Origin of the sequence: Biformimicrobium ophioploci (assembly GCF_030270605.1) — a bacterium.
Classification (GTDB): Bacteria; Pseudomonadota; Gammaproteobacteria; order Pseudomonadales; family Cellvibrionaceae; genus Biformimicrobium; species Biformimicrobium ophioploci.
Map to the genome: position 1 here is coordinate 106,990 of NZ_BSYJ01000005.1, position 23,421 is coordinate 130,410.

The 23,421-nt window shown below is 58.4% G+C and carries 19 protein-coding genes; 11 read left to right on the forward strand and 8 right to left on the reverse strand.

Translation table 11 applies throughout. The features are described from left to right. Positions 1-2 precede the first annotated feature (2 nt). Together QSJ80_RS12320 and QSJ80_RS12325 are read right to left on the reverse strand one after the other, a co-directional pair. A complete protein-coding gene (locus QSJ80_RS12320; protein WP_285764765.1) occupies positions 3-2,633 on the reverse strand; it encodes a bifunctional serine/threonine-protein kinase/formylglycine-generating enzyme family protein in 2,631 nt (876 codons plus the stop codon). Beyond that, positions 2,633-3,529 (reverse strand): PP2C family protein-serine/threonine phosphatase, encoded by an 897-nt coding sequence (locus QSJ80_RS12325; RefSeq protein WP_285764766.1) that lies wholly within the window; start codon positions 3,527-3,529, stop codon positions 2,633-2,635. The genes QSJ80_RS12320 and QSJ80_RS12325 overlap by 1 nt, the downstream gene beginning before the upstream one ends. 152 nt (positions 3,530-3,681) lie before the next feature. On the opposite strand from QSJ80_RS12325, the gene QSJ80_RS12330 reads away from it, so the two are divergent. Further along, positions 3,682-4,578, forward strand: coding sequence for an FHA domain-containing protein (locus QSJ80_RS12330; RefSeq protein ID WP_285764767.1), 897 nt, complete (start codon positions 3,682-3,684; stop codon positions 4,576-4,578). Positions 4,579-4,662: 84 nt separating this feature from the next. Further along, positions 4,663-4,920, forward strand: coding sequence for a glutaredoxin family protein (locus QSJ80_RS12335; RefSeq protein WP_285764768.1), 258 nt, complete (start codon positions 4,663-4,665; stop codon positions 4,918-4,920). Positions 4,921-4,973: 53 nt separating this feature from the next. On the opposite strand, the gene QSJ80_RS12340 is transcribed toward QSJ80_RS12335, so the two are convergent. Continuing rightward, the gene (locus QSJ80_RS12340) at positions 4,974-6,821 is read right to left on the reverse strand and encodes a transglycosylase SLT domain-containing protein (RefSeq protein WP_285764769.1); all 1,848 of its coding nucleotides are present in this window, start codon (positions 6,819-6,821) and stop codon (positions 4,974-4,976) included. A 282-nt stretch (positions 6,822-7,103) separates the two neighbouring features. On the opposite strand from QSJ80_RS12340, the gene QSJ80_RS12345 reads away from it, so the two are divergent. Further along, positions 7,104-9,011, forward strand: coding sequence for an ATP-binding cassette domain-containing protein (locus QSJ80_RS12345; protein ID WP_285764770.1), 1,908 nt, complete (start codon positions 7,104-7,106; stop codon positions 9,009-9,011). On the opposite strand, the gene QSJ80_RS12350 is transcribed toward QSJ80_RS12345, so the two are convergent. Next, entirely contained in the window at positions 9,008-9,436 is a 429-nt protein-coding gene (locus tag QSJ80_RS12350) for a universal stress protein (protein ID WP_285764771.1), read from the reverse strand. The two genes, QSJ80_RS12345 and QSJ80_RS12350, sit on opposite strands and share 4 nt — an antisense overlap. 123 nt (positions 9,437-9,559) lie before the next feature. Here QSJ80_RS12350 and QSJ80_RS12355 point away from each other — a divergent pair, with 123 nt between their 5' ends. The 4 genes from QSJ80_RS12355 (at position 9,560) to QSJ80_RS12370 (ending at position 13,847) form a co-directional block, all read left to right on the forward strand. Further along, positions 9,560-10,066, forward strand: a complete 507-nt coding sequence (locus tag QSJ80_RS12355; RefSeq protein ID WP_285764772.1) for a hypothetical protein — start codon at positions 9,560-9,562, stop codon at positions 10,064-10,066. 198 nt (positions 10,067-10,264) lie between these two features. Beyond that, a complete protein-coding gene (topA, locus tag QSJ80_RS12360; protein WP_285764773.1) occupies positions 10,265-12,988 on the forward strand; it encodes a type I DNA topoisomerase in 2,724 nt (907 codons plus the stop codon). Continuing rightward, on the forward strand, positions 12,985-13,467 hold the full coding sequence (locus QSJ80_RS12365) for a DUF6586 family protein (protein ID WP_285764774.1): 483 nt from the start codon (positions 12,985-12,987) through the stop codon (positions 13,465-13,467). Before topA ends, QSJ80_RS12365 begins: the two co-directional genes overlap by 4 nt. 89 nt (positions 13,468-13,556) lie before the next feature. Beyond that, positions 13,557-13,847, forward strand: a complete 291-nt coding sequence (locus QSJ80_RS12370; protein ID WP_285764775.1) for a hypothetical protein — start codon at positions 13,557-13,559, stop codon at positions 13,845-13,847. Positions 13,848-13,940: 93 nt separating this feature from the next. Here the strand turns inward: QSJ80_RS12370 and lexA are convergent, their stop codons facing one another. Together lexA and QSJ80_RS12380 are read right to left on the reverse strand one after the other, a co-directional pair. Further along, positions 13,941-14,546, reverse strand: coding sequence for a transcriptional repressor LexA (lexA, locus tag QSJ80_RS12375; RefSeq protein WP_285764776.1), 606 nt, complete (start codon positions 14,544-14,546; stop codon positions 13,941-13,943). Between the two features lie 169 nt (positions 14,547-14,715). Further along, positions 14,716-15,030 (reverse strand): DUF6763 family protein, encoded by a 315-nt coding sequence (locus tag QSJ80_RS12380; protein ID WP_285764777.1) that lies wholly within the window; start codon positions 15,028-15,030, stop codon positions 14,716-14,718. A gap of 206 nt (positions 15,031-15,236) precedes the next feature. Here QSJ80_RS12380 and QSJ80_RS12385 point away from each other — a divergent pair, with 206 nt between their 5' ends. From QSJ80_RS12385 to QSJ80_RS12400, 4 genes are all read left to right on the forward strand, one after another. Further along, a complete protein-coding gene (locus QSJ80_RS12385; protein ID WP_285764778.1) occupies positions 15,237-15,869 on the forward strand; it encodes a TetR/AcrR family transcriptional regulator in 633 nt (210 codons plus the stop codon). A gap of 50 nt (positions 15,870-15,919) precedes the next feature. Then, positions 15,920-16,954, forward strand: coding sequence for a beta-N-acetylhexosaminidase (gene nagZ, locus QSJ80_RS12390; protein WP_285764779.1), 1,035 nt, complete (start codon positions 15,920-15,922; stop codon positions 16,952-16,954). A gap of 41 nt (positions 16,955-16,995) precedes the next feature. After that, the gene (locus QSJ80_RS12395) at positions 16,996-18,117 is read left to right on the forward strand and encodes a mechanosensitive ion channel family protein (protein ID WP_285764780.1); all 1,122 of its coding nucleotides are present in this window, start codon (positions 16,996-16,998) and stop codon (positions 18,115-18,117) included. Positions 18,118-18,451: 334 nt separating this feature from the next. Next, positions 18,452-18,664: a cold-shock protein gene (locus QSJ80_RS12400; RefSeq protein WP_285764781.1), complete on the forward strand. Its 213-nt coding sequence runs from the start codon at positions 18,452-18,454 to the stop codon at positions 18,662-18,664. A 203-nt stretch (positions 18,665-18,867) separates the two neighbouring features. Here QSJ80_RS12400 and QSJ80_RS12405 read toward each other — a convergent pair whose 3' ends face one another. Continuing rightward, positions 18,868-19,881: a CsiV family protein gene (locus tag QSJ80_RS12405; RefSeq protein WP_285764782.1), complete on the reverse strand. Its 1,014-nt coding sequence runs from the start codon at positions 19,879-19,881 to the stop codon at positions 18,868-18,870. Between the two features lie 24 nt (positions 19,882-19,905). Next, the gene (mfd, locus tag QSJ80_RS12410; protein WP_285764783.1) at positions 19,906-23,382 is read right to left on the reverse strand and encodes a transcription-repair coupling factor; all 3,477 of its coding nucleotides are present in this window, start codon (positions 23,380-23,382) and stop codon (positions 19,906-19,908) included. Between the last annotated feature and the right edge of the window lie 39 nt (positions 23,383-23,421).

The following is a 23,421-nucleotide window of genomic DNA, read 5'->3' on the forward strand; positions in this document are numbered from 1 at the left end:
CGTTAGCCGTCCGAGTCCGGCAACTCCAGTAACACCCGGAAGCCCACGTCTTTCTGGCGTGCTTCGGCGTCGAGGCCCTTGCGGTAGTCCGCGCTGATATTGCGCAGGGGGTCGCGCATGGACCCGCCTTTCACCGCCCGAAGGCGACAGTCCCGGATCTCTACTGGCGCGCCGTTACCGGGGTTTCGGTCGTGGCCGCTCCAGTAGCAATCCTGTACCCACTCAGCGACATTGCCGGCGGTATCGTAAAGGCCGAACGGATTGGCCGAGAAAGAGCCGACAGGTGCTGTTTTTGCGCCGAAAAGCGTGATGAAGTCGCTGTCACAGCCGCGCCTGCAATTCGCCTTGCCGCGTGCATCACGCTCTCCCCACCAGAAAATTGATTGCCGCCCGGCGCGGGCGGCGTATTCCCACTCTGCCTCCGACGGCAGGCGATAGTTGCGCCCGGTCTCGTTCGACAGCCACTCTGTGTAGGCTTTTGCGTCTTCCCAGCTGACGTTGATCACCGGGCGGTCGTCGCCAGCCCAGTTGGCATTTGCCGGCAGCGGCCGGCCGGTGGCCTCGGCAAAGCGGCGGTAGTCCGCAAAGCGCACTTCGGTTTTTGACAGGGCAAAAGGTTGCTGGATCTTTACCGGCTTCTGCGGCGATGCCGGTGCGCGGCGCTCGTTGCCGAGTTCAAACGCGCCCGGTTGGATGACGATCATCTCAGGGCCGCGGCCACCACTGGCCAGGCGGGATTGAATTTGCTTGCCGTGCCGGGCTTCCGGTTCGAGATTCACTGGGAGTTGCAGGTTGTCGTCGGACAGGGTGACCCACTTGCGGGTGGTGCGGAACAGGTCTGCCGACACCTCGATCTCGTAGCGTCCGGGCGCAAGCGCCATGCCGGGCTGGTAACGCTCGCGAATGTTCATGATGCGAACGCGCGCGCCTGCAGGTGTCGGCTTGACGGTGAGGCGGTAGGTCGGGTCTGCCGCGGCCTCGGCAGGCGCTGTGACTATCTTGTCTCTTGCGGCCTCGTTGCTTGCAACCTCGTCTCTGCCAGTTTCGTCGTTTGCGGCGCTACCGTCGCCTGAGGGGGTAGCGGCCAATGTTTCAGCGGCCGCAGGGTCTGTGTCTTCAGGGCGAGTTTCTTCAGTGGTCGCTGCAATTTGCGCTTTGATAGCGGGGTCCGGCGCGGTTGCCACGCGGTTCGCCGGTTGGGCTGTATCCGGGATTGAGGGTGCACGCACCACGACGCCGCTGAGGTCGGTGCTTTCCGCCTGGTTGTCTGGCGTGCCTTCAACTGCTGCGCCCGCGGATGGACTTTCGAGGGGAGTTACGCCCGCGGCGAGCATGCTGTCTTGCGGCTCGCCATTCACAGGGCCCACGGCGGATACCGGGGTTGCCTGGCCCGGGGGCGGGATTTCTGCGCCACCCAAAGTGCTCTCGTCGCCGTATAGCCAGTCACCGGTTTGCGCCAGATGGCGGTCCAGAACTTCCGGGCCGCCGGGCTGCCAGCCGAAAAAGTATTTTGCGGAACTCAGCAATAGCCAGACAGATGCCACCACGGCAACGGAGGTGAGGGCGACCCTCAGGCGACTCCTTTTGCGCGGGGCGTGGCGGATGATTTCCTGAATCCGCATCAGGGTTTCCTGCTCCGCCCGTTGCGGTTGCTGGTCCTGGGGGTCTTTCGCCAGGTAGCTGAAAGCGCCGCGCATACGTTCGGTTACGGTTGCCAGCAAGGTCAGTAGCAGGGCGCGCACCAGGCTGGACAGGCCGATCGAGGTGTTGTTGAGGTGGCTGACCTGGCTCGGTGCTTTGCCGGCCATTGCCGCGATCAGCTGATCGATTGCATCCACGACCTCCAGTCCGCGCTGGAATCTCTTTTCCGGGTCTTTCGCCAGGAACCGGTTGATCAGGTTCTGGTAGAGCGCAAAGCGCGCGGGAAGCCGTGGAACCGGGTCGGTAAGGTGTTTGATCGCAATTGCTACGGCCTCGTCCGCCTGGAAAGGCACCGTGCCGGTAAGCATTTCGTAGAAAACCACGCCTAGGCTGTACAGGTCGGCACGTCCGTCCACTGCGACTCCGCGTGCCTGCTCGGGGCTCATGTAATGCGGGGTGCCCACGACCATACCGGTGGTTGTGTTACGGGTGGTCTTGGCGATAGCCCGTGCCACGCCAAAATCGGTCAGGACTGTGGAGCCGTCCTCGCGGAACAGGATGTTTTCGGGCTTCAGGTCGCGGTGCACGTAACCCTTGCTGTGCGCGTGGTCGAGTGCCATGGCGACTTCACGGGTGTACTGCAGCGCTTCAAGTGGCTCGATGATTGCGGTAGCGAGCTTGTCGGAGATGGAGCCGCCGGACAGGTAGTCCATGGCGATGTAATTCAGGCTCCGGTAGCGGCCGATGTCATGGATGCCGACAATGTTCGGGTGCGACAGCTGCCCGACAATATTGGCCTCGCGCTGGAAGCGTTCGCCAAAAACCGGGTCGGCATTGAGTACCGGTGACATCACCTTGAGAGCGACCTGCCGCCCAACGCTGCGCTGGATGGCAAGGTAGACGGTAGACATGCCGCCCTGATTGATCTTCTTGAGGATGCGATATCCGGGGATTTCCAGCGTACCGGAGCTGGGCGGCGCCTCGTAATCCATCACAGGCTCCCGGCGACCAGCCATGCGGCAAGCGCGGCCAGCAGGAGAATCACCAGAAAGCCTTTCACTGCACTGTGGTGTCGTTGGTTGCCGGGCGTATCAGTGGGTTCCGGTATGTTCGCCGGGGCATCAACCAGCTGTATGCTGATGTTGTCCCGGCCGCCGGTATCCAGTGCGGCCTGGAGAAGCCTGGTGACAGCACCTGCATTGTCCTTCGCATCCGCGATGGCGGTGCAGATCAATTCATCCGGCACATCGCTGGTGAGGCCGTCGCTGCACAAGAGTATTTTATCGCCTTGCTGCCAGCGGCCCCGGACCGAATCGACCTCGAGGGACCGGCCGCCAACCCCGCCAACACAGCGGGTGATGACATTGCGGTTGGGGTGGTGGGCGGCCTCGGAGGCGGGGATGGCGCCGGAAGCAACCAGCATCTGTACATAGGAGTGGTCTGTCGTGAGTTGCTGTAGCAGGGGGCCGTCTTCGTTGATTCGCCATAGGTAGGCGCGGCTGTCCCCGACCCAGTCGATCCTGTAGTCAGGGCCCGATTCGCTGAGAACAACTGCGGTTGAGCCCATGGCGTTTTCGGACTCGTCCCGTTCAAGCAGCTGGTCGTGTACAGCCTTCAGGGCCGGTATAAAGCCTGATTCTTCGGCCGATGCCACGCGGATGGAATCGACCACCATGGCGCTGGCGACTTCGCCGGCCTGATGGCCCCCGAGACCGTCTGCAACGACCCACACGGCACGCTGGTCATCGTGCCAGATTGCGTCCTCGTTGTGGTCGCGCAGGTAACCGGGGTGGGTGATGCCTGCGGAACGCTGGTTCTGTTCTACCTGCGCGCTGCTCACGTTGCTGTAGTCTTGTTCTTCGGCGTCCTGCGCCTCGCTAGCAATCACGATTGTGTGTCACCCAAATATCCTGCTTCCATGGTATACCCGCCGGACAGCGCAAACCGCCAACAACTTCACAGGACCGTGCATATCTGCGTGTTAGACTGGGTTTGACCATAACTATAAAGTAGCTACCAACAATGCTAAAGCTTTGCGATATGAACGATGCAAGCCAGAGCGTCTGGCTTGTAGCCCCCAAGGTGACGATCGGCCGGGCGACTGGTTGTGATTTGACCATCGCTGACGACTCTGTAGACAAGGTACATGCCGAGATTCTGGTAGATGATAGTCGCCTTATCCTGCGGAAGGTGAGCCCTACTGGCAATATCGCCATCAATGGCAAGCCGGTGATCAAGGCGAAGGAGATCCGTCTCGGTGACGAGGTACAACTCGGCAAGCGTGTTCTGTCGGTAGTCGACCCGCAGTCAATCAAGAAGGACCTCAAGGGCATCGTTGCCCCCAAGCCCTGGGCACTGCGCGCAAATCACCGGGCGATTGCTGGCAAGGTTTTCCCGATCCGGGATCAGTCGGTTATCGGCCGCGCCAGTGACTGTGATCTGGTTTTCTCCACCTCACATCTTTCCAGGCGCCACGCGCGTTTCGAGTTCAAGGGCGGGCTGCTTTTTGTCGTGGACCTGGGTTCTTCCAACGGAACCTACGTCAATGGACGCCGGGTGACCGAGGCGCGCCTGCGTCGCGGTGACGAGGTGCGCTTTGACACGCTCTCGTTTTCCATGGTTGGGCCCGCGGATGACCTGGATAAAACCACGGTGCGCCCGCTCGGTGCTGAAATGGCAGAGTTGAAGGTACAGACAGTGAAGGGCGCCAAGAATGCGGCAAGGGTGGCCGAAAAGGGTGCCCCCAGCCCGCAACCTGTGAAGCCTGCTTTAGTGGAGGCCGCGCGGCAAACTGCAGCTGCGGCTGGTACCAATAGCGCCGTGTCGGCGCAGGAGCCAGCGCCCCGTAGTGGCGCCTTCCTGTTGATCACAACACTACTGGTGGTCGGCGGTGCGGCCGCCTATTACTACGCGCGAACCAAGGGCCTGCTGCCCTGATTCCAGCTGATATTTCCTCGATGCCTGCCGGCTGCCTGTTGGCGCCGGCCAGGCAACTCCTCCTTATCCGGAAGTCGTTGTCTAATGATCGGTAAAAAGAAAAAGCTTGTCCTGTACACAACGCTGGGTTGTTCCCTGTGTGAAAAGGCAAAACTGGAAATCTGGCCGGCTATTGAAAACCATGGCCTGGCCCTGCAGGAAGTGGATATCGCGGAGGACCCGGAGCTTTTTACCGCGTTTGGTACGCGAATTCCGGTGGTGGGCCTCGGTGACAAGAGGGACGTCCTGGGCTGGCCTTTTACCGCCCAGGAGCTTGGCGATTGGATTGGGGTTCGCCTCTGATTTCTGAGTGTCTCGATTCCCAGGTGTCTCGATCTCTATGTGTCTCTGGAAGATTACATCGAGGTCCGGGTCTCGTGCTTGTTTAGCAGCGGTTTCTTCTCCCCGTTTCGATAGGCGTAAATGACGGAATACGTGAGCACATTCTGGACGTAGTTGCGTGTCTCGTTGAACGGTATCGTTTCAATCCATATGTCGTAGGGCAGTTTGCTGTCACTTTGCGCCAGCCAGCGTTTGACGCGTGTCGGCCCAGCATTGTAGGCCGCAGCCGCAAGGAAGCGGTTGTTGTCGAAGCGCTTCAGCAGGCCGCCGAGGTAGTGAGATCCCAGCGTAATGTTGGTGTGTGGCTTCAGCAGGTCATAACTGCGCCGGTAGGGCACACCATGGATTTTTGCTGTCTGTTTGGCTGTGGAAGGCAATAGCTGCATCAGGCCCATGGCGCCGGCGCTCGATTTCGCGTCCATGGCGAAGTGGCTTTCCTGACGTGTTATCGCGTAGACAAAGTATTCATCCAGGGCATTTTTCTGGCCCGCCTTACGGGTAGCCTCATCGACAATGCCCGGGTATGCAAGCGGGAAGCGCAGCTCCAGATCGTCCTCGTGGCGCGCTCTCATGACTGACTGGATCGCCTTCCTGTACCAGCCCCACTCATTGGCAAGCCTGCCAGCTGCAAGAAGTTCTGGAGCTTCCATCTCGCGCGTCCCGTAACGCCATTCGCGCCGGGCATGGAAGAGTTCGTTAATGGCCTTCAGCTCACGTGCACGCACCAGCTCTGGCTTCGTGGCGATATCGGCCACCTGCTGCTTGTCGACGGGTGCAGGGTTGTCCTGGAAGTTGTACTCCCGGGATACCTTGTCCGCGGAGAGAAAGCCGTAAAAGCTTCGTTTGCTGGCCAGTTTTTCGTAGATTGCTTTTGCTGCGGCTTCGCGCGGCTCTCCACGCTTTTCCATTGCGCGTGCGGCCCAGTATTGCCAGCGGTCATCGGCCTTGCGCTCTTCCGGGAGACGCTCGATCCAGGCCTCTACCTGGGGCCAGTTCTGATCGCGCAGGGAGCGTCGAATCATCCACTCAATGGCGCCGGGATCTTTGAAGTTTTCCGTTTTTGCAAGCAGGCTTTCAATGCCTTCCTTGTCATTTTTGCGGGCCAGTCCTGTGGCAATACGCTGCAGCAATGCGTTGCGCTCATCGTCAGGGAACAGATAGCTGGCTTCATACCGGTACCAGGCCTGCAGGGCATCCGAGGGCTGAGAGCGTGCCAGTCGCTTGAGTCCGTGCAAAACGATGTCGCGATACTCCATGTCAGCGTTGATAAAGCGGTCGAAATTCATGAGCAGGGCGGGGCTGCGATGCACTTCGCGCATCAGCTGCGCGTGTTTCTGCTGCTCCGCGGTCATCTTGCGTGCAATGTAGCTGGCGAGTGACAGGTTTCCCTTCTCGACTGCAAGGGTATGCCGCTTCCAGGCCAGCTCTGGGGTGAGCTGGCCGGCTTTCTCCCAGTTTGCAAACAGGGTGTCACAGGCCTCAGGCTGGGACTGGCCCACGCCCCAGAGCTCCGCGGCTTCGGCCCAGGCCTCTTCCTCCTTGCCCTGACGCGAAATCGCGTCGGCATGGAAACATTTCAGGCGGGTATCAGCCAGTTCAGGGCGGTAATACTCCAGAAATTTGTCGAAGCGGCCGCGTTCCCCCAGTTCACGTAACAGCCGTATCCGGGTCCAGTCACCAATCGCTGTATTCGCATACTTGTCGAGAAAGGCATTGACCTTGCTGAGGTGTAACTTCTCGAGCGCGCTCTCGAGCTGCCAGTATTCGAGGTAGGGCGCAAGCGGGTAGTTTTTCAGCTCACGCTGTATCCGGCTGAAGGCGCGGGTGTCGCCCCGTGCCATCGCATTACGGGCCTGCTGCATTTTCGCCCGCTCTTTTGCGAATAGTTGGTCAGTATTTTTTTGTGCGACTGCCCAGCCAGATCCGGTGAGGATGGCAAGCGATAACAAGGCTGTCAGCCACGGGCGGACAGACGACATAGTCAGGGTGTCTTTGCAGCCGATAGGGTGCATGCGGTTGGGCCTGGTGTGTTGTTGTCGTGGTTGGTTAAAAAACTGAAACAATTTCCGTTTTGAGCTTAAAATGCGCCTGCGATTTTTTTCGCACACAGTTTTGACACTCATCCAGTTTAGTTAGATCCATCAATGTTACTTCAGCTCGACGGCGTAGGTTTACGCTACGGAACTCAGGTTTTAGCGGAAAATGTTTGTGTCCGCGTGGACAAGGGTGACCGAATTTGCCTGGTTGGACGCAATGGCGAGGGTAAATCCAGCCTTCTGCGCCTTTTGCAAAGTGGGAATGAGCCGGACGAAGGTGAAGTCATCTTGCGGCCGGGAACCGTTCTGGCAACGCTCGAACAGGAATTGCCGGACCAGCCGGGTGTTTCCGTATATGAATTTGTCGCCTCAGGCCTGGGCCCGAAGGGAGACCTCCTTGCAGGATACCGCAGCGCGACAGAAAAGGGCGATGCCGACCGCCAGCAGCAGCTTCACGTGGAGGTTGATGCAGCCCATGCGTGGGAACTGATGCCGCGTATCGATATGGTCATCGACCGCCTCGAGCTCGATGCGGACGCGGAGATCGCAAGTCTGTCTGGCGGTTGGCAGCGGCGCGCGGCGCTGGGCAAGGCGCTGGTTGGCGACCCCGATCTACTGATCCTGGATGAGCCCACAAACCACCTGGACATTTCCGCAGTCGAATGGCTTGAAAACTTTCTTTCCAGTTTTCGTGGCGCGCTGCTGTTCGTGACCCACGACCGGGCACTTGCGGAACGGCTGGCAACTCAGGTCTGGGACCTGGACAGGGGCAGGTTGCGGGTTTTTCGCTGCGGATTCAATCGCTACCTGGCTGACAAACAGAAGGTCCTGGAAGAAGAGCAGCGCCACGAAGCACTGTTCGACAAAAAACTTGCGGAAGAAGAAACCTGGATTCGCCAGGGCATCAAGGCCCGCCGTACACGGAATGAAGGGCGCGTGCGAGCCCTGCATGCGCTGCGGCGAGAGCGGCAGGCCCGCCGCACCCGGCAGGGCACTGCAAAACTGCAGATCGACGCGGGAGAGAGCTCCGGCAAGCTGGTAGCTGAGGTCACGGATCTCTCGTTTGGCTACCCGGGTGCAGAGCCTTTGATCCGGGATTTCAGCTGCACCTTGATGCGCGGCGACAAGGTGGGGTTGATCGGGCCCAACGGTGTCGGCAAGAGTACCCTGATCCAGTTGTTGCTGGGGCAGCTGAAACCGGATAGCGGCACGCTGCGCCTGGGTACCAAGCAGCAGATCGCCTATTTCGACCAGCGCCGTAACGCGCTGGAGGAAGACCAGACTGTGCTGGACAACATTGCCCAGGGGCGCGAGTCACTGGAAGTGGGCGGCAAGACGCGTCATGTCATGTCCTATCTTGCAGACTTTCTCTTCACTGGCCCCAAGGCCCATACCAGGGTTTCTGCCCTTAGCGGGGGCGAGCGCAATCGCGCGCTACTGGCAAAGCTGTTCAGTCAGCCGGCCAATATCCTCGTGCTGGATGAGCCCACCAACGACCTCGATGTGGAAACGCTCGAGTTGCTGGAAGAACTCCTGAGCGGCTTCAAGGGCACGGTGCTGTTGGTCAGTCACGATCGTGTATTTCTCGACAACGTCGTTGACAGCTGTATCGCATTTGAAGGTGACGGTCGCGTGCGGGAGTACGTCGGTGGCTATTCCGATTTTGTGCGCCAGGCCGGTGGCTTCCAGGTACGCGAGCGTGCCGGAACTGGCAGCCCGTCGGAGCCCTCAGGCGGGCAGTCGGCTTCCCCGGCCACAAAGACGCAAAAGGCTTCCAGCGAAACGCCAAAGCGTAAAAAGCTGAGCTACAAGCTGCAAAGGGAGCTGGATGCATTGCCGGCCCAGATTGAGAGCCTGGAAAAGGAAATTTCAGATCTGGAAGCGCGGGTGTCAGATCCCGATTTCTACCAGCAGGACGCCCAGTCGGTTGAGGATCAGTTGGCAGCGCTGACAGACAAGCAGGCCGCACTGGAGGCGGCCTTTGAGCGCTGGAGCGAGCTAGACGAAATGTCCTAGACGCGCACCGCCAGTACGTCGCAATTGGCACCGTGCAGTACGCCGTTTGCAGTGGAACCGAGCAGCAGCGCAATGCCGTGGCGGCCGTGGCTACCCACGACAATCAGGTCGGCATCCACCTCGCCGGCAAGGCGGTGAATTTCCGCTGAGGGCTGCCCGATAATGACGTGGTTCTGCTCTTCTGCAAGACCGAGCCCGGATCCGATCTTCGCCAGTTGATCTGTTGCCTGTTGCTGCAGTTGCTCCTGAACCTCTGTGAGGTCCATGGGTATATCCCCGCCGTAGGCAAAGGTCAGCGGCTCTATCACGTGCGCAAGGCTGAGCTCGGCGCCAGTGGCACCGGCCAGTGCCTTTGCACGCTCAACTACAGTGTTTGAGTCCTCTGACAGGTCCAGCGCAACCAGCAAGTGTTTATAGATTGTCATGACTCTGTTTCCCCTTATGAGTATGCTCAGTCACCAGTCTACTTTAAACAGAAAATTTGCGCAGCGGCAGTCCCTGGGGTTTTATTCGTTGATCGCTGTTGCTGTCCCATCGAGGAGCATTGAATGGATTCCTGGATACCCCTGATATTTATTGTCCTCGCGGTGACGCTGGTGATTGGCCCCGTCATGTGGCTGCGTCCCAGCAAACGACAGGTAGCACTGGCAAAGCTCCGCCAGAAGGCCGCCAGCGATGGCTTGTCTGTGCGTATGGCGGCAATTCCCGAGCCGGAAGGCAGTGGTACAGCCGCTGTATATTATTTGCCCTGGAAAAAGTCATCCGGGTTGTCGCTCGGCTGGGGGCTAGAGAGGCGCAGTATCAGCCACGATCTGCACTTCAGTGGTCAGTGGGACTGGCAGGGTAGTGCCAGACCACCGCAATCCGCCCAGCCCTATATAAAGGAGGCGATTGCCGACATGCCTGACGGTTATCTGGCGCTGTTTGCGAATCCTGCGGGGCTGGGTATCCAGTGGCGGGAAACTGGTGGTGATGCCGCGTACAGCAAGCTGCTGTCTCTGCTGCGGTCAACGCGGTCGAAGATCGAGCCGGAGTTGCGTACTTCAGCTTTCTGAAAGGCGCAAAAAGCGTATAAAAAGTGTACGAAAATCCTGCTCAGTTCCGGCTGTTCAGGTGTGCAACAAGAAAAAAAATTACACGGGTTTCTTGACCCCTCGGGATGGGCGACTTATATATCGCGCTAACCGGAACGGTCCATGAGCGGCCCTTCGTCCTTTGGAAGTGTAGTAAAACAGGTTTTAAAACAAGGACTTATGAGTAAATCCCTGGTCATAGTGGAGTCCCCGGCGAAGGCCAAGACAATCAATAAGTACCTCGGAAAGGACTTTATTGTTAAGTCGAGCGTTGGCCACATTCGCGACCTGCCCACCAGTGGCGGCGCCAAGAAACCCGTCGACGCCAAAGAACGGGCACGACGTGCGGCAGAAACGCGCAAAATGTCACCTGAGCAGAAGGCGGCGCACAAGGCGAAAAAGAATCGCGAGCAGCTGATCAATCGCATGGGCATCGACCCGGGAAATGATTGGCGTGCCCATTATGAAATCCTGCCCGGCAAGGAAAAGGTGGTCCAGGAGCTGAAAAAGCTCGCTGCGGACGCCGACCACATCTTCCTCGCGACGGACCTTGACCGCGAGGGAGAGGCCATTGCCTGGCACCTGCGCGAAGCAATCGGCGGTGAGCCTGATCGTTATCGGCGCGTGGTATTCAATGAAATTACCAAGTCTGCGATCCAGGAGGCGTTCAAGGATCCCGGCATGGTCGATGAAAACCGGGTCAATGCGCAGCAGACCCGCCGCTTCCTTGACCGCATCGTGGGCTATATGGTGTCCCCGCTCCTGTGGGAAAAGGTCGCGCGGGGATTGTCTGCGGGCCGCGTCCAATCGGTTGCGGTGCGCCTCGTAGTCGAGCGCGAACGGGAGATCCGTGCATTCATCCCTGAAGAGTACTGGACCCTTTTTGCCAATACGGAAACCGGTGCCGGCGCCGCACTGCGCATTGAGACCAAGAAGCAGGGCGGCAAGGCTTTCCGGCCAACAAACCAGGAGCAGGCCGAGGCCGCAGTAAAGGCGCTTGGCGAGAGTGCTTTCTCGGTTGCCGCGCGGGAAGACAAGCCGACCCGTTCCAAGCCGGGTGCCCCTTTCATAACCTCGACCCTTCAGCAGGCCGCAAGCACGCGTCTTGGCTTCAGCGTCAAGAAAACCATGGTACTGGCGCAACGGCTCTACGAGGCGGGACACATCACCTACATGCGTACCGACTCCACCAACCTGAGTGCAGAGGCGGTGTCGGCGGCGCGGGACTTTATCGGCGACAAGTTCGGACCCAGGTACCTTCCGGAAAACCCGATTTCCTACAGCAGCAAGGAGGGGGCACAGGAGGCGCACGAGGCGATTCGCCCCTCAGACGTCCGCATACAGCCAAACATGCTGCAGGGCGCAGAGCGCGATGCAGAGCGCCTCTACAACCTGATCTGGCAACAATTCGTAGCCTGCCAGATGACGGACGCGGAATTTACATCCAGCTCAATCACTGTCAAAGCCGGTGACTTCGAGTTGCGTACCCGAGGCCGGGTTATCCGTTTTGACGGTTTCCTCAAGGTGGCGCCGCAGGTCGCGAAAAAAGATGAAGATGTGGTGTTGCCCGATGTGAAGGTCGGGGACAAGCTGAACCTGAAAAAGCTTGAACCCAAGCAGCATTTTACCAAGCCGCCGGCACGCTTCAGTGAAGCTGCGCTGGTAAAGGAGCTGGAAAAGCGGGGAATTGGTCGCCCGTCTACCTATGCGTCCATCATTTCCACCATTCAGGATCGCGGTTATGTGCGCCTGGAAAACCGCCGATTCTATGCGGAAAAAATGGGTGACATCGTTACTGAGCGCCTGACAGAAAGTTTCACCGACTTGATGGACTACGGCTTTACCGCCAACCTCGAGCAAGCGCTGGATGAAGTCGCGGAAGGTGATAAAAACTGGAAGGATGTGCTCAACCGCTTCTATGAAGAGTTTGAGGGCCTGCTGCAGAAAGCGCAGGCGCCCGAGGGTGGGATGCGCCGTAACAATCCCACCGACACCGACATTAACTGTGACAAGTGCGGCCGGCACATGCAGATTCGTACCGGCAGTACCGGTGTGTTTCTCGGCTGCTCTGGCTATGCACTGCCGCCGAAAGAGCGCTGCACCAATACCATGAACCTGGTTTCAGGTGACGAGGCGGTGGATGCTGACAAGGACGACGAGGCGGAATCCCGTCAGTTGATCGACAAGCGCCGTTGCAAGATCTGTAACACCGCGATGGATAGTTATCTGGTGGATGAGCAGCGCAAGCTGCATATCTGCGGTAACAACCCGGACTGTGCCGGTTTTGAAGTTGAGGCAGGGACGTTCAAGATCAAGGGTTATGACGGCCCGACGATCGAGTGCGACAAGTGTGGCAGTGAGATGCAGCTCAAGTCCGGTCGTTTCGGAAAATACTTCGGCTGTACCAATGAGAACTGCAAGAATACTCGCAAGCTGTTGAAGAGTGGTGAACCTGCGCCACCGAAAATGGATCCGGTTCCGATGCCGGAGCTTGCCTGCGAGAAAGTCGACGACACCTATATTTTGCGCGATGGCGCTTCCGGGTTGTTCCTGGCGGCAAGCCAATTTCCCAAGAACCGTGAAACGCGGGCGCCGCTGGTGCAGGAGCTGCTACCGCACAAGGATGAAATCGATCCGAAATATGCACACATTTTTGCTGCACCGACAGAGGATCCGGACGGCGTACCTACGGTTGTGCGCTTCAGCCGCAAAACCCAGGAGCAGTATGTCCAGTCTGAGGTTGAGGGCAAGGCCACCGGCTGGCGTGCGTATTTTGACGGTGGCAAGTGGGTAGCTGAAGACAAGCGCAAGAAAGGCGCAGCTGCGAAGGCTGCACCCAAGAAAAAAGCCGCTCCGAAGAAAAAAGCTGCAGCCAAGAAGAAGCCGGCCGGTAAGAAATCGTGAGTGGTGCCGAAACAGTCCAGTTTCTGCGCAAGGCGGAATACCTGCTGAAGCGGGTTCAGAGCGAAGGACTGCAGGGTGACGAATTTGCTTCCCTGGCCCTGTGCGAGTCGGCCACGCTTCAGCTTCAGCGAGCCTACAGGGCACACCTCGGTGCACTTGCCGATATATACCGGCTGGGCGCGCCCGACCCCCAGTCGCCGCAGGAGCTGGCCGAACGCGTAGGTGCCAAAGGGCAGGTCTGCAGGGAGGCAGGGGAGCTTACTGAATTACTGGAAGACCGCGGATCCTGGCTCGCCAAACTCGCGGGCGCCTGGGCAGCTTTATGGGTGCGTGAGTCTGCGGAAAAACCGGTAGCCTTGATTGGTAGTTCGGCTGCACCTGCGCAGGCAGAGTTGCTGGACGTTATTCAGCTCGCCCAGATCCACGAAGAGTTTACGCGATTGGCCGCGCGCCAGCTGGAACAGCTGCAGGAGTGGTGACCCCCGGGACAAGTCCGCCCCGGGGCAGTGACGGCACGCTGAGCACCAGTGTGATACCATGGCTTTTTTCATGTGGCAGGGAGTGGTAAATGACCACGGAGACTTTTGAAATTATCGAATTGACTGACGGCGATATTGCACTGCGCAGGGCAGGGCATGATGAGGCGCCGCTTGTTCGTATTCGTTTCTCAAGTCAGAGCCTTAACTTTCTGCAGGATCACAAGATTTCGGTTGCCAAGGCGATGATGGAAGCCGGTATCCAGGCGGTCCAGGAAATTCATGAGGATTCGGTCCTCGACGAGGAGGAGCAGCAGGCGGGCGCATTCGATGAGGATGCCGAGCTTGATGAGATCGCGTTGGAGTCTCGGACCCTGCACTGACAGATTCAGTCAGATACCGAACATGCACAAAGCCCGGCAATCGCCGGGCTTTGTGCATCTGGAGCCGGTTAGGCCTGGATAGGTTTGTTGCTATCAGGTGGTCTGCCGGATCACGCCGACCGCCAGGCCTTCGATGGCAAAATCCTGCTCGCGGAGGTCCACCTTGATTACCTCAAAGTCTTCGTTTTCAGGGAAAAGCTGTACCTCTGCCTGGCCGCCTTTACGCTGGAACCGTTTCACCGTGACTTCGTCATCAATGCGGGCAACGACGATCTGTCCGTTGTGGGCCTGCTCGGCCTTTTTTACCGCGAGCAGGTCACCATCGAGGATGCCCGCGTCCTTCATGCTCATACCGTGCACACGCAGAAGAAAATCTGCCGGCGGGTGGAAAAAGCTCGGGGTGATATCACAGTAATCTTCGATATTCTCTGCAGCGAGAATGGGGTTGCCCGCGGCAACGCGGCCCACAATGGGCATACCGCTGTGGTGATCCGGAATGCGTATCCCGCGGGATGCGCCTGCAACCATTTCAATCGCGCCTTTACGTGCGAGGGCCTTCAGGTGCTCTTCGGCGGCATTGGCCGACCTGAAGCCAAGTTCCTTGGCAATTTCGGCGCGTGTAGGCGGGTATCCGGTGTCGTCCAGATAGCGTTTTATCAGCTCCAGGACTTCTTGCTGGCGGGGCGTGAGGTTGGTCATACGGGCACCATTCAGGTATCTGTTTTTTTGTACAGGTGCTGTGATTATATACAGATCGAGTGGTGTGGCAAGCTTTCGACGCCAAAGTCATTCAAGGGCGCCTAAGAGAATATCGCATGTGATACTGAACCCGAGGCTGGTCGGGCTCGGGATGGAGTCGGGCGCCGGGCTAGTACTCGTCGGTGCCCTGAAAGTTCTCTCCCTCGATTAGCGAGAGTGGATTGTGCGGTGCTGGTGCGGCGCCGTCGCTGTCGGTGATGCGCTCTTCGCTGGCGACCTCGTAGCCCGCGTTCGCATCTTCCGGGGGAGCGGCCTCTTCCATCGGCATGTGTCGCCACGCCTCCCAGTCGACTTCACCAAGGGAGCCGTCGAGAAACTGGATTTCGATGGTATTGTTCAGTTCGTCGAGTGCGACTATCTCGAAATAATCACCGGTTTCCTTATCCTGAAACCAGTTGCCGATTTCCGGCCGAAAGAACCGCATAGATCACCCCTTCATTTCAATGCCGGTGCCGGGTGGGCTCGCTGTAATTCGCAAGACCGGTCACGCGGCTTTCAAACACAGTTAATTGATAATGTCTCCGGCGCAGTGACAGTAGGCAGTGTGCCGGCATGGGACGACCATCCCGCTTTGTGCTAACCTCCGGCCAGATTGTAAACATTTGTTTTAATCGGGGGTTTAAAACAGCCATGAGTCACTCCGATACTGCAGACAGAATTCTGGATGCCGCCGAGATACTCTTTGCGGAGCGGGGCTTCGCGGAGACTTCCCTGCGGACGATTACCAGCACCGCCGGTGTCAACCTGGCAGCGGTGAACTATCACTTCGGGTCCAAGAAAGAGCTGATACAGGCGGTTTTCGAGCGGTTTCTGACGCCCTTTACCGACTGTCTGGAAACAGCGCTGACACAGCGTATCGCCGACGAAGGCGGCGCAGCCAGCGCAGACGATCTCCTCGAAAGCCTCTATACCGTCAGTCTCGGCGGCCTCAAGGCCCAGGGCAGGGATCCGCAGCGGTTTATGCGACTGCTGGGGCTTGCCTATTCGCAATCCCAGGGGCACCTGCGGCGGTTTATCGTCGCTCGGTACGGGCAGACCTACCGTCGTTTTATTGATCTGCTCAAGCAGGCCCTGCCGGAAATCGATCCGGTCACCTTCTACTGGCGCCTCTATTTCATGCTGGGTGCGACTATTTTCACGCTGTCGAGTTTCGATGCCATTGAGGCTATCTTGAAGGAAGACTTTGGGGCGGAAACCACGTTACAGGACACTATCGATCGCTTCGTGCCTTCTGCCTCGGCCATGCTCCGGGCGACCGGGTAGGCCTGCCATGTTGATCGTCTGCAATATCCCCGGTTGAGGAGAAGAAAGGAATGACTAGCAAGCTTGGCCAGGTGATGATCGATATTGCCGGGCAAGAACTCGATGCGGAGGATCGCCAGCTGTTGCGGCATCCTCAGGTTGGCGGGCTCATTTTCTTCGCGCGTAATTATTCTGACCGTGCCCAGTTGCAGCAGCTGGTTCAGGACATTCGTTCCGTGCGGCCGGGGATACTGCTCGCGGTGGACCAGGAAGGCGGCCGGGTACAGCGATTTCGTGAGGAGTTCACGCGCCTGCCGAGCATGCAGGCATTAAGTGAGCATGCCGCGGCCGATCAGGACCCGGCGCAAAGACTTGCAGACGTGGGCTGGCTGATGGCGGCGGAGCTGCTTGCCAGCGGAATAGACTTTAGTTTTGCGCCGGTACTCGATGCGGATAGTAACCAGAGCAGGGTGATCGGCGACCGCAGTTTCAGCCCGGATCCCGCAGCGGTCTCCGAACGGGTCAGCCCTTTTATTGCGGGTATGCACGAGGCCGGAATGAGCACGACAGGCAAGCATTTCCCGGGCCATGGCTTTGTTGTGGAGGACAGCCATGTTGAGCTGCCGGTTGACGACCGGACGCTGGAGCAAGTGCTCTGCCGGGATTGCCAGCCGTTTACTGCCTTGATGGCAGCAGGCAGCCTTGAGGCCGTCATGCCCGCGCATATCCGGTTCCCCAAAGTGGATGGGGCCGCTGTGGGCTTTTCCCGTTACTGGCTGCAGGATATCCTGCGCGCCCGGCTTGGCTTCGACGGCGTCATTTTCAGTGACGACCTGTCGATGGAGGGGGCGAGTGTTGGTGGCGATTATGGTGGTCGTATTCATGCGGCCCTGGATGCGGGCTGTGATATGGGTATCGTGTGCAATAATCGCGAGGGCGCAGTTGCGATCCTGGATGCGCTTCAGGGCAGGGAAGTTTCTGCGGAATCTGCCGCGCGCCTCGAGGCAATGCGTGGCCGGCCCGCAGTCGCCAATTGGGATGCACTGATGGCGCACCCACGCTGGCGTGCAACACGCGAATGGCTATCTGGCTGGATGCCCGTGTAACAGTACTTTTGTTGGCTTTAAAAGAATAAGGAATGCATCAGGTGGAGTTTCTAAGGGAAAAGCTGAAGCTTTTCAGTGGATGGGTAGGCGAGGGCAATAGCTGGATTGTCGAAATCTTCGTTATCGTTTTCCTCACACTGTTGGCTGCCTGGTTCCTGCAACGCTTTATTGACCGTTTGGCAAGGCGGGCCGAGGGAACGGCAAATCCCTGGGATGACGCCCTTGTTGGGGCGATCGAAGCGCCCGGAAGAGTGCTTGTATGGCTGCTCGGGCTTTCCGTTGCCGCGGGCATCGCCGGCGAGCAAACGGGCGTTTCCATATTCGACTATGTGGCAGAGTTCCGTGAGGTCGGTGTCATCCTGGTGCTGGCCTGGTTTGCGGTGCGTTTTGTCCGTAATGCGGAAGAAAACCTGCGCGATCCACGTTATACATCGAAGCCGGTGGATGTCACGACGGTTCGTGCGATAGGTAAGCTGGTCCGGATTTCCATCCTTATCACCGCGGCGATGGTGGTGATGCAGAAGCTGGGTTATAGCATTAGCGGGGTGCTTGCGTTTGGTGGTATCGGCGGCCTTGCGGTCGGTTTCGCAGCGAAGGACCTGCTCGCCAATTTTTTCGGTGGCCTGATGATCTACCTGGACAGGCCTTTTGCGGTGGGGGACTGGATACGCTCCCCGGACAAGGAAATAGAGGGCACGGTAGAGGATATTGGCTGGCGCCTGACCCGTATACGTACTTTTGATAAACGTCCGCTTTATATACCCAATGCGACCTTTACCCAGATCTCTGTTGAAAACCCGTCGCGCATGTTGAACCGGCGCATCTATGAAACGATTGGTGTTCGTTACGATGATGCAGCCGCGATTCCGGGGATAATCAGCTCAGTAAAGGAAATGCTGAAACAGCACCCGGAGATCGATACGCAGCAAACGCTCATTGTAAATTTCAATGCATTTGCAGCATCGTCTCTGGATTTCTTTATCTATACATTTACCAAGACAACGGACTGGATTCGATATCATGAAATTAAACAGGACGTATTGTTGCGTGTATTACAGATCATTGATGAACACGGTGCTTCCTGTGCCTTCCCGACACGAACCGTGCATATGCCGGACAATCTGCGCCTTGAAACCATACAGGCGGCCGGAGTCCGCGAATAAAATTGTATGAAAGTACAACAACTGGGAGAGCGGTCCTGGACTGATGGTTTGTCAGGTAAGGCATTTCGGTCTGGGTGTTTCCAGGTTTTCGTTTTGATTTGGCGATTTATTGTCCAATCTACGCAGATGTTGAAATATTATTTGCGTTGAAAACTGGACAGTGGCGCTTTTTTAACTAAAAATCAGTATTAGCTCCAAGGGTCTTAGGGGTTTAATTGCCCTGGAGCGCTATAAGAATAAGGCTGAAAGGCCAGGCGGTTTAAGCGCTAGGTTTTTAGCTGCACCAATTATTTTGATTAGTGGTTAGCGCTATAACAATAATGAGGTTGGCTCAATGAGTGATCGCGTAACAGGCACAGTGAAGTGGTTTAATAATGCTCGCGGATACGGTTTTATTACCCGTGGTGAAGGGACCGACGATATCTTCGTCCATTACCGCAGCATTCGTGGCGATGGCTACAAAACACTGAACGAAGGGCAGTCTGTAGAATTTGAAATGCAGAATGGTGACAAGGGGTTGCTGGCGGAAGACGTCATTCCCTGCTGACCCGGGTCAATCGCCCTGGTTGCCGCTGTTAACGCGGTTGAAGGCCTTTACATCACCGTGTAACAAACCCGTGTTGCACGCGGGTTTCATGTGGATATAAAAGCCAGAGAAAGAAAAAAGCGAGCACAGCTCGCTTTTTTTTGTGCCTGTAACACAGGCGTGCCGGAGCTTCACAGGGCCCGAACCCGAGCCCCGCCTACTGGCTACTGGTCGGCGCCTGCCTCCGTCTCGGTTTCTATCGGGCGGACTTCAATCAGGACGTTCAGGAGCGGGTGGTCAATGTAGTGCAGCTCCTTGCTGCGCATACGCCTTTTCTCCTGCAGTAACGCAACGCGGGTTGCGAGCAGCGGGTTTGTGGTTTCCTCTTCAGTCACCGGTTCCGGAATAGAAGGGGGCCAGTCGGCCATCACTGTGCTGCCGACCTCTTGTACGGTATTCACAACCAAGCCACTCTCCAGCTGCTCGGCCAGTGCGGCCCGTGCCATTTCCGCATTCTGGATCGCGCGGGGGGAAATCGGTACCTGAATGGGAGGGTTCCCCGGGGTGGCGCTCGCCTGCTGGGTCGATAGCTCATCGGTATACCAGAGGTTGGTGGTGAGATTCAGGTACCGCGAAACGCTGACGGTGATGCCGCCGCCGAGCTGGTATTGGTTGCCCTCCAGGGCATCTCCGCCCTTGATCAGAATCTGGGGCGCTTCATCATGTTCCTGCAGTACCTGGCGCCAGGCCTTGTGGAACAATACCTGGTAATTCGGATCACGGGTAAGTGCCGCAACCACATTCTGTAATGTGCCATCCACGGGCTTTAGCAGTGGTGGAATCATGGCCTGATTCGGCGTGTCTTCCTGAGCTTCCAGGGATCCTTGCTCGCGATCGACTGTAACTGCGGGCAGCAGGTCAAGCTGCTCCTCAGTGTTTTCGAGCGAAGCATCATTTGCTCCGATCGAAAGTGGTTCGGCGCGCTCGATTGCAGGCGGGTTCGGATCCGGGGTCTCAAAGTCGATCCAGTTGCGCTCGTAGCGCAGCTGTGGCTTCTGCGGCCAGGTTTCCTGGCTGATCCGGTAGCCGGGATTGCGCTTGAGCACGATGACCTCAATTTCAAATTCGGTCCCGGCATAGCTGCCATTGCGATCCTGGGCCGACAGGCCGAAAGGGACAGCGACGAGTGCCGCCAGTGCAAATTTTATCAGTGTGGGGTTTCTGGCCATTCTGCTCATCAAATGCTCGTGTTGGACCCTGTATTATGACGCGCTGCCGGATCGCTTCAACTTCTGCAGCAGCTCATTCACTTCGCGAATGCGACTGTCTGGTGTTGAATCGTCATCCAGCTCAAAGCGCAGCTGGTTTGCCCCCTGCAGCTGATAGCGACCGGGTTGCGCCTGCACCAGCTTGACGATGGTAAACGGATCCACCTGGGTGGAGTCCGCAAATTCCATACGCCCGCGCTCCGCGTTGGCCTCCAGTTTACTGATCCCCAGTTCGCCTGCCGTGAGCTTGATCTCAGTGACCCGGAAAAGGTTCTTGGTCGCTTCCGGTAGCAGGCCGAAGCGGTCAATCATTTCGACCTGAAGTTCACGCAGCGCCTCGGAGGATTCGGCGTTGGCGATTCGCTTGTACATCAGCAGGCGGCTGTGAACGTCAGGCAGGTAGTCGTCGGGAATCAGCGCGGGGATGCGCAGGTTGACGTCAATGGCCGGTGATTCCAGCGGGTCATCGATGTTCGGGGTCTTGCCGGAGCGGATTGCCTTGACGGCGCGATCCAGCATTTCCATGTAAAGGGTAAAGCCTACGCCCTGGATCTGTCCGCTCTGTTCGTCGCCGAGCAGTTCGCCCGCGCCGCGGATTTCCATGTCATGGGTGGCGAGGGTAAAGCCGGCCCCGAGATCCTGCGCTTCGGCGATGGCCTCCAGACGCTTGACGGCATCGGAGGTCATGTTGCGCTTGCCCGGGGTTAGCAGGTAGGCGTAGGCCTGGTGGTGTGACCGGCCAACCCGGCCGCGCAGCTGGTGCAGCTGGGCAAGGCCAAACTTGTCTGCGCGTTCGATGATGATGGTATTGGCATTGGGTACGTCGATGCCCGTCTCGATAATGGTGGTGCACACCAGCACGTTGAAGCGCTTGTGGTAGAAGTCACTCATGACCTGTTCGAGCTCGCGTTCGCGCATCTGGCCGTGGCCAGTCACCACGCGCGCCTCCGGAACCAGCTCGCGCACCTCCTGCGCCAGTCTCTCGATACTCTTCACTTCGTTGTGCAGGAAATAAACCTGGCCGCCGCGCAGTATCTCCCGGAGGATGGCTTCCTTGATCAGGTTGTCGTCACGCACGCGTACAAAGGTCTTCACCGACAGGCGTCGCGATGGCGGTGTCGCGATCACAGAGAGGTCGCGGATACCCGACATCGCCATATTGAGAGTGCGCGGGATGGGCGTGGCGGTGAGGGCGAGGATGTCGACTTCCGCACGCAGGCTCTTGATGCGCTCTTTCTGGCGCACCCCGAAGCGGTGCTCCTCGTCGATCATCAGCAGGCCCAGCTGCTTGAAGTTCATATCGGTCTGCAACAGCTTGTGTGTGCCGACGAGGATATCCACCTTGCCGTCCTCCACGCGCCGCTTGATTGACTCCACTTCCTTGGCGGAGCGGAAGCGTGACAGAACCTCGATCGACACGGGCCAGTCCGCAAAGCGATCCTGGAATGTCTGGTAATGCTGCTGCGCGAGCAGGGTGGTTGGTACCAGCATTGCCACCTGCCGGCCGCTGTGCACAGCGATAAATGCCGCGCGCATTGCAACTTCCGTCTTGCCGAAGCCGACGTCGCCGCAAACCAGTCGGTCCATGGGCTTTGCAGTGAGCATATCGGCGCGCACCGCATCGATCGCCAGCTGCTGGTCCGGGGTCTCCTCGAACGGGAAGGCCGCGCAGAAAGCACGGTAGGAGTCGCTGGGGTCGGCGAAGGCATGTCCCACGCGGGCTTCGCGCCGGGCGTAGATGTCCAGCAGCTCTGCCGCCACATCTCGCACTTTCTCTGCAGCCTTGCGTTTGGCCTTCTGCCACTGTTCACTGCCCAGCCGGTGCATGGGCGCAAGTGCCTCATCCGCACCGGTGTAGCGGCTAATCAGGTGTAAATTGGCTACAGGAACGTAGAGTTTGGCAGCGTCTGCGTACTCAAGCAGCAGGAATTCGGCCTGCTGGTTATCGATGTCCAGTGTCTCCAGACCGCGATATCTGCCCACACCATGATCAATATGGACAACGGGTGCGCCTGTTTTCAACTCCGCCAGATTGCGCACAACCTGTTCGCTGTCGTCGCGCGCCTTCTTGCGCCGGCGACTCTGGATGACCCGGTCACCAAAGAGCTGCGATTCGGCAATCAGGCTGATATGGGGCTCAATCACCACCAGCCCTGCGGCGAGCGGCGCCACAGTAATGCAGTACTGCTCACTTGAGGCAAGGAAGTCGTGCCAGCCCTTGACCACGTGCGGGCGCAGGTTGATCTTGCCCAGCAGCTCCAGAAGCGATTCCCTGCGCCCCGGGCTGTCAGCGCAGAGCAGTACCCGCCCGTCGAACTCCATCAGGTAGGCTTCCACTGCGGTAAGGGGTGTTTCTGATTGGCCCTGCACCGGCAGGGCGGGTGGTGGCGCACTGTCAAAGAGGTAGCTACCAGCGCTGTCTGTTTCCGTGGTCTCGGATACGATGGCGCGGCGCCTCGGCTTCAGTGCGCTGAACAGTTCATCCGGCGGTAGCAGGATATCGGTCGGCGGTAGCAGTGGCCGGGTGGGGTCCACGCGGCGGCTTTCGTAACGGCTGTTGACCTCATTCCAGAAGCGATCGATGCCGGTATGCAGGTCTCCGGCAATAAAAAGGCAGCTTTCCGGCGGCAGGTAATCAAAGAGGCTGGCGCAGTCATTGAAAAACAGTTTCAGGTAGTACTCGATGCCTGCGGGCGCGATGCCGTCCTGTATGTCGGTGTACAGGGGCACAATGCTCGGGTCGCCCTCAAAAACGCTGTGCCAGTTGTCGAGGAACCGGTCTATCCCGACCTTATTCAGCGGGAATTCACGCGCTGGCAGGAGGTTGATCTGGTCGACGGTTTCGATGGTGCGCTGGGTTTCCGGGTCAAAGGTGCGCAGCGAGTCTACCTCGTCATCGAACAGGTCGATGCGGTAGGGCAGTTTGCTGCCCATCGGGTAGATGTCCATCAGTGCCCCGCGCACCGCGAACTCCCCATGTTCGTACACGGTATCCACGCAGATGTAGCCGGCCTGCTCGAGCAGCTTGCGGGTTTCGATCGGATTGAACGAGTCTCCCTGTGACACCATCAGCGAATTGCCGCCAACGTAAGAGACAGGGGGAAGGCGGTGCATCAGAGTGGTGAGTGGTACCACGACAATCCCGCGACCCATGCGCGGGAGCCGGTACAGGATTGAGAGGCGTTCGGAAATGATGTCCTGGTGGGGTGAGAAGCTGTCGTAAGGCAGGATCTCCCAGTCCGGGAAAAGCAGCACCGGGATGGCATCGTTCTCGTCGGCGAAAAAGCGCAGTTCCTGCTCGAGCCGGGCGGCTTCGGTGCTGTCTGCGGCAATGACCAGTACGGGCCTGTCTTCGCTGCGGGCGCGATTGTATATCGCGAGTGGCGCTGCTGCGCCCTGAAGCTGGCACCAGAACTGCCTGTCGTTGTCCTGCCTGAATTCCGGTGGCGTAAATGGGCTGTATTTGGTCATCCCTGTCCTGAAGGCACTACTAAAATAAGGGCGCTATTG

Coding starts and splice junctions, on each gene's coding strand:
- topA (WP_285764773.1), top strand. CDS start 10,265: ATGAGTAAATCCCTGGTCATAGTGGAGTCCCCGGCGAAGGCCAAGACA.
- QSJ80_RS12350 (WP_285764771.1), bottom strand. CDS start 9,436: ATGACAATCTATAAACACTTGCTGGTTGCGCTGGACCTGTCAGAGGAC.
- QSJ80_RS12335 (WP_285764768.1), top strand. CDS start 4,663: ATGATCGGTAAAAAGAAAAAGCTTGTCCTGTACACAACGCTGGGTTGT.
- QSJ80_RS12385 (WP_285764778.1), top strand. CDS start 15,237: ATGAGTCACTCCGATACTGCAGACAGAATTCTGGATGCCGCCGAGATA.
- lexA (WP_285764776.1), bottom strand. CDS start 14,546: ATGACCAACCTCACGCCCCGCCAGCAAGAAGTCCTGGAGCTGATAAAA.
- QSJ80_RS12355 (WP_285764772.1), top strand. CDS start 9,560: ATGGATTCCTGGATACCCCTGATATTTATTGTCCTCGCGGTGACGCTG.
- QSJ80_RS12320 (WP_285764765.1), bottom strand. CDS start 2,633: ATGGATTACGAGGCGCCGCCCAGCTCCGGTACGCTGGAAATCCCCGGA.
- QSJ80_RS12345 (WP_285764770.1), top strand. CDS start 7,104: ATGTTACTTCAGCTCGACGGCGTAGGTTTACGCTACGGAACTCAGGTT.
- mfd (WP_285764783.1), bottom strand. CDS start 23,382: ATGACCAAATACAGCCCATTTACGCCACCGGAATTCAGGCAGGACAAC.
- QSJ80_RS12400 (WP_285764781.1), top strand. CDS start 18,452: ATGAGTGATCGCGTAACAGGCACAGTGAAGTGGTTTAATAATGCTCGC.
- nagZ (WP_285764779.1), top strand. CDS start 15,920: ATGACTAGCAAGCTTGGCCAGGTGATGATCGATATTGCCGGGCAAGAA.
- QSJ80_RS12370 (WP_285764775.1), top strand. CDS start 13,557: ATGACCACGGAGACTTTTGAAATTATCGAATTGACTGACGGCGATATT.
- QSJ80_RS12340 (WP_285764769.1), bottom strand. CDS start 6,821: ATGCAGCAGGCCCGTAATGCGATGGCACGGGGCGACACCCGCGCCTTC.
- QSJ80_RS12330 (WP_285764767.1), top strand. CDS start 3,682: ATGAACGATGCAAGCCAGAGCGTCTGGCTTGTAGCCCCCAAGGTGACG.
- QSJ80_RS12380 (WP_285764777.1), bottom strand. CDS start 15,030: ATGCGGTTCTTTCGGCCGGAAATCGGCAACTGGTTTCAGGATAAGGAA.
- QSJ80_RS12405 (WP_285764782.1), bottom strand. CDS start 19,881: ATGAGCAGAATGGCCAGAAACCCCACACTGATAAAATTTGCACTGGCG.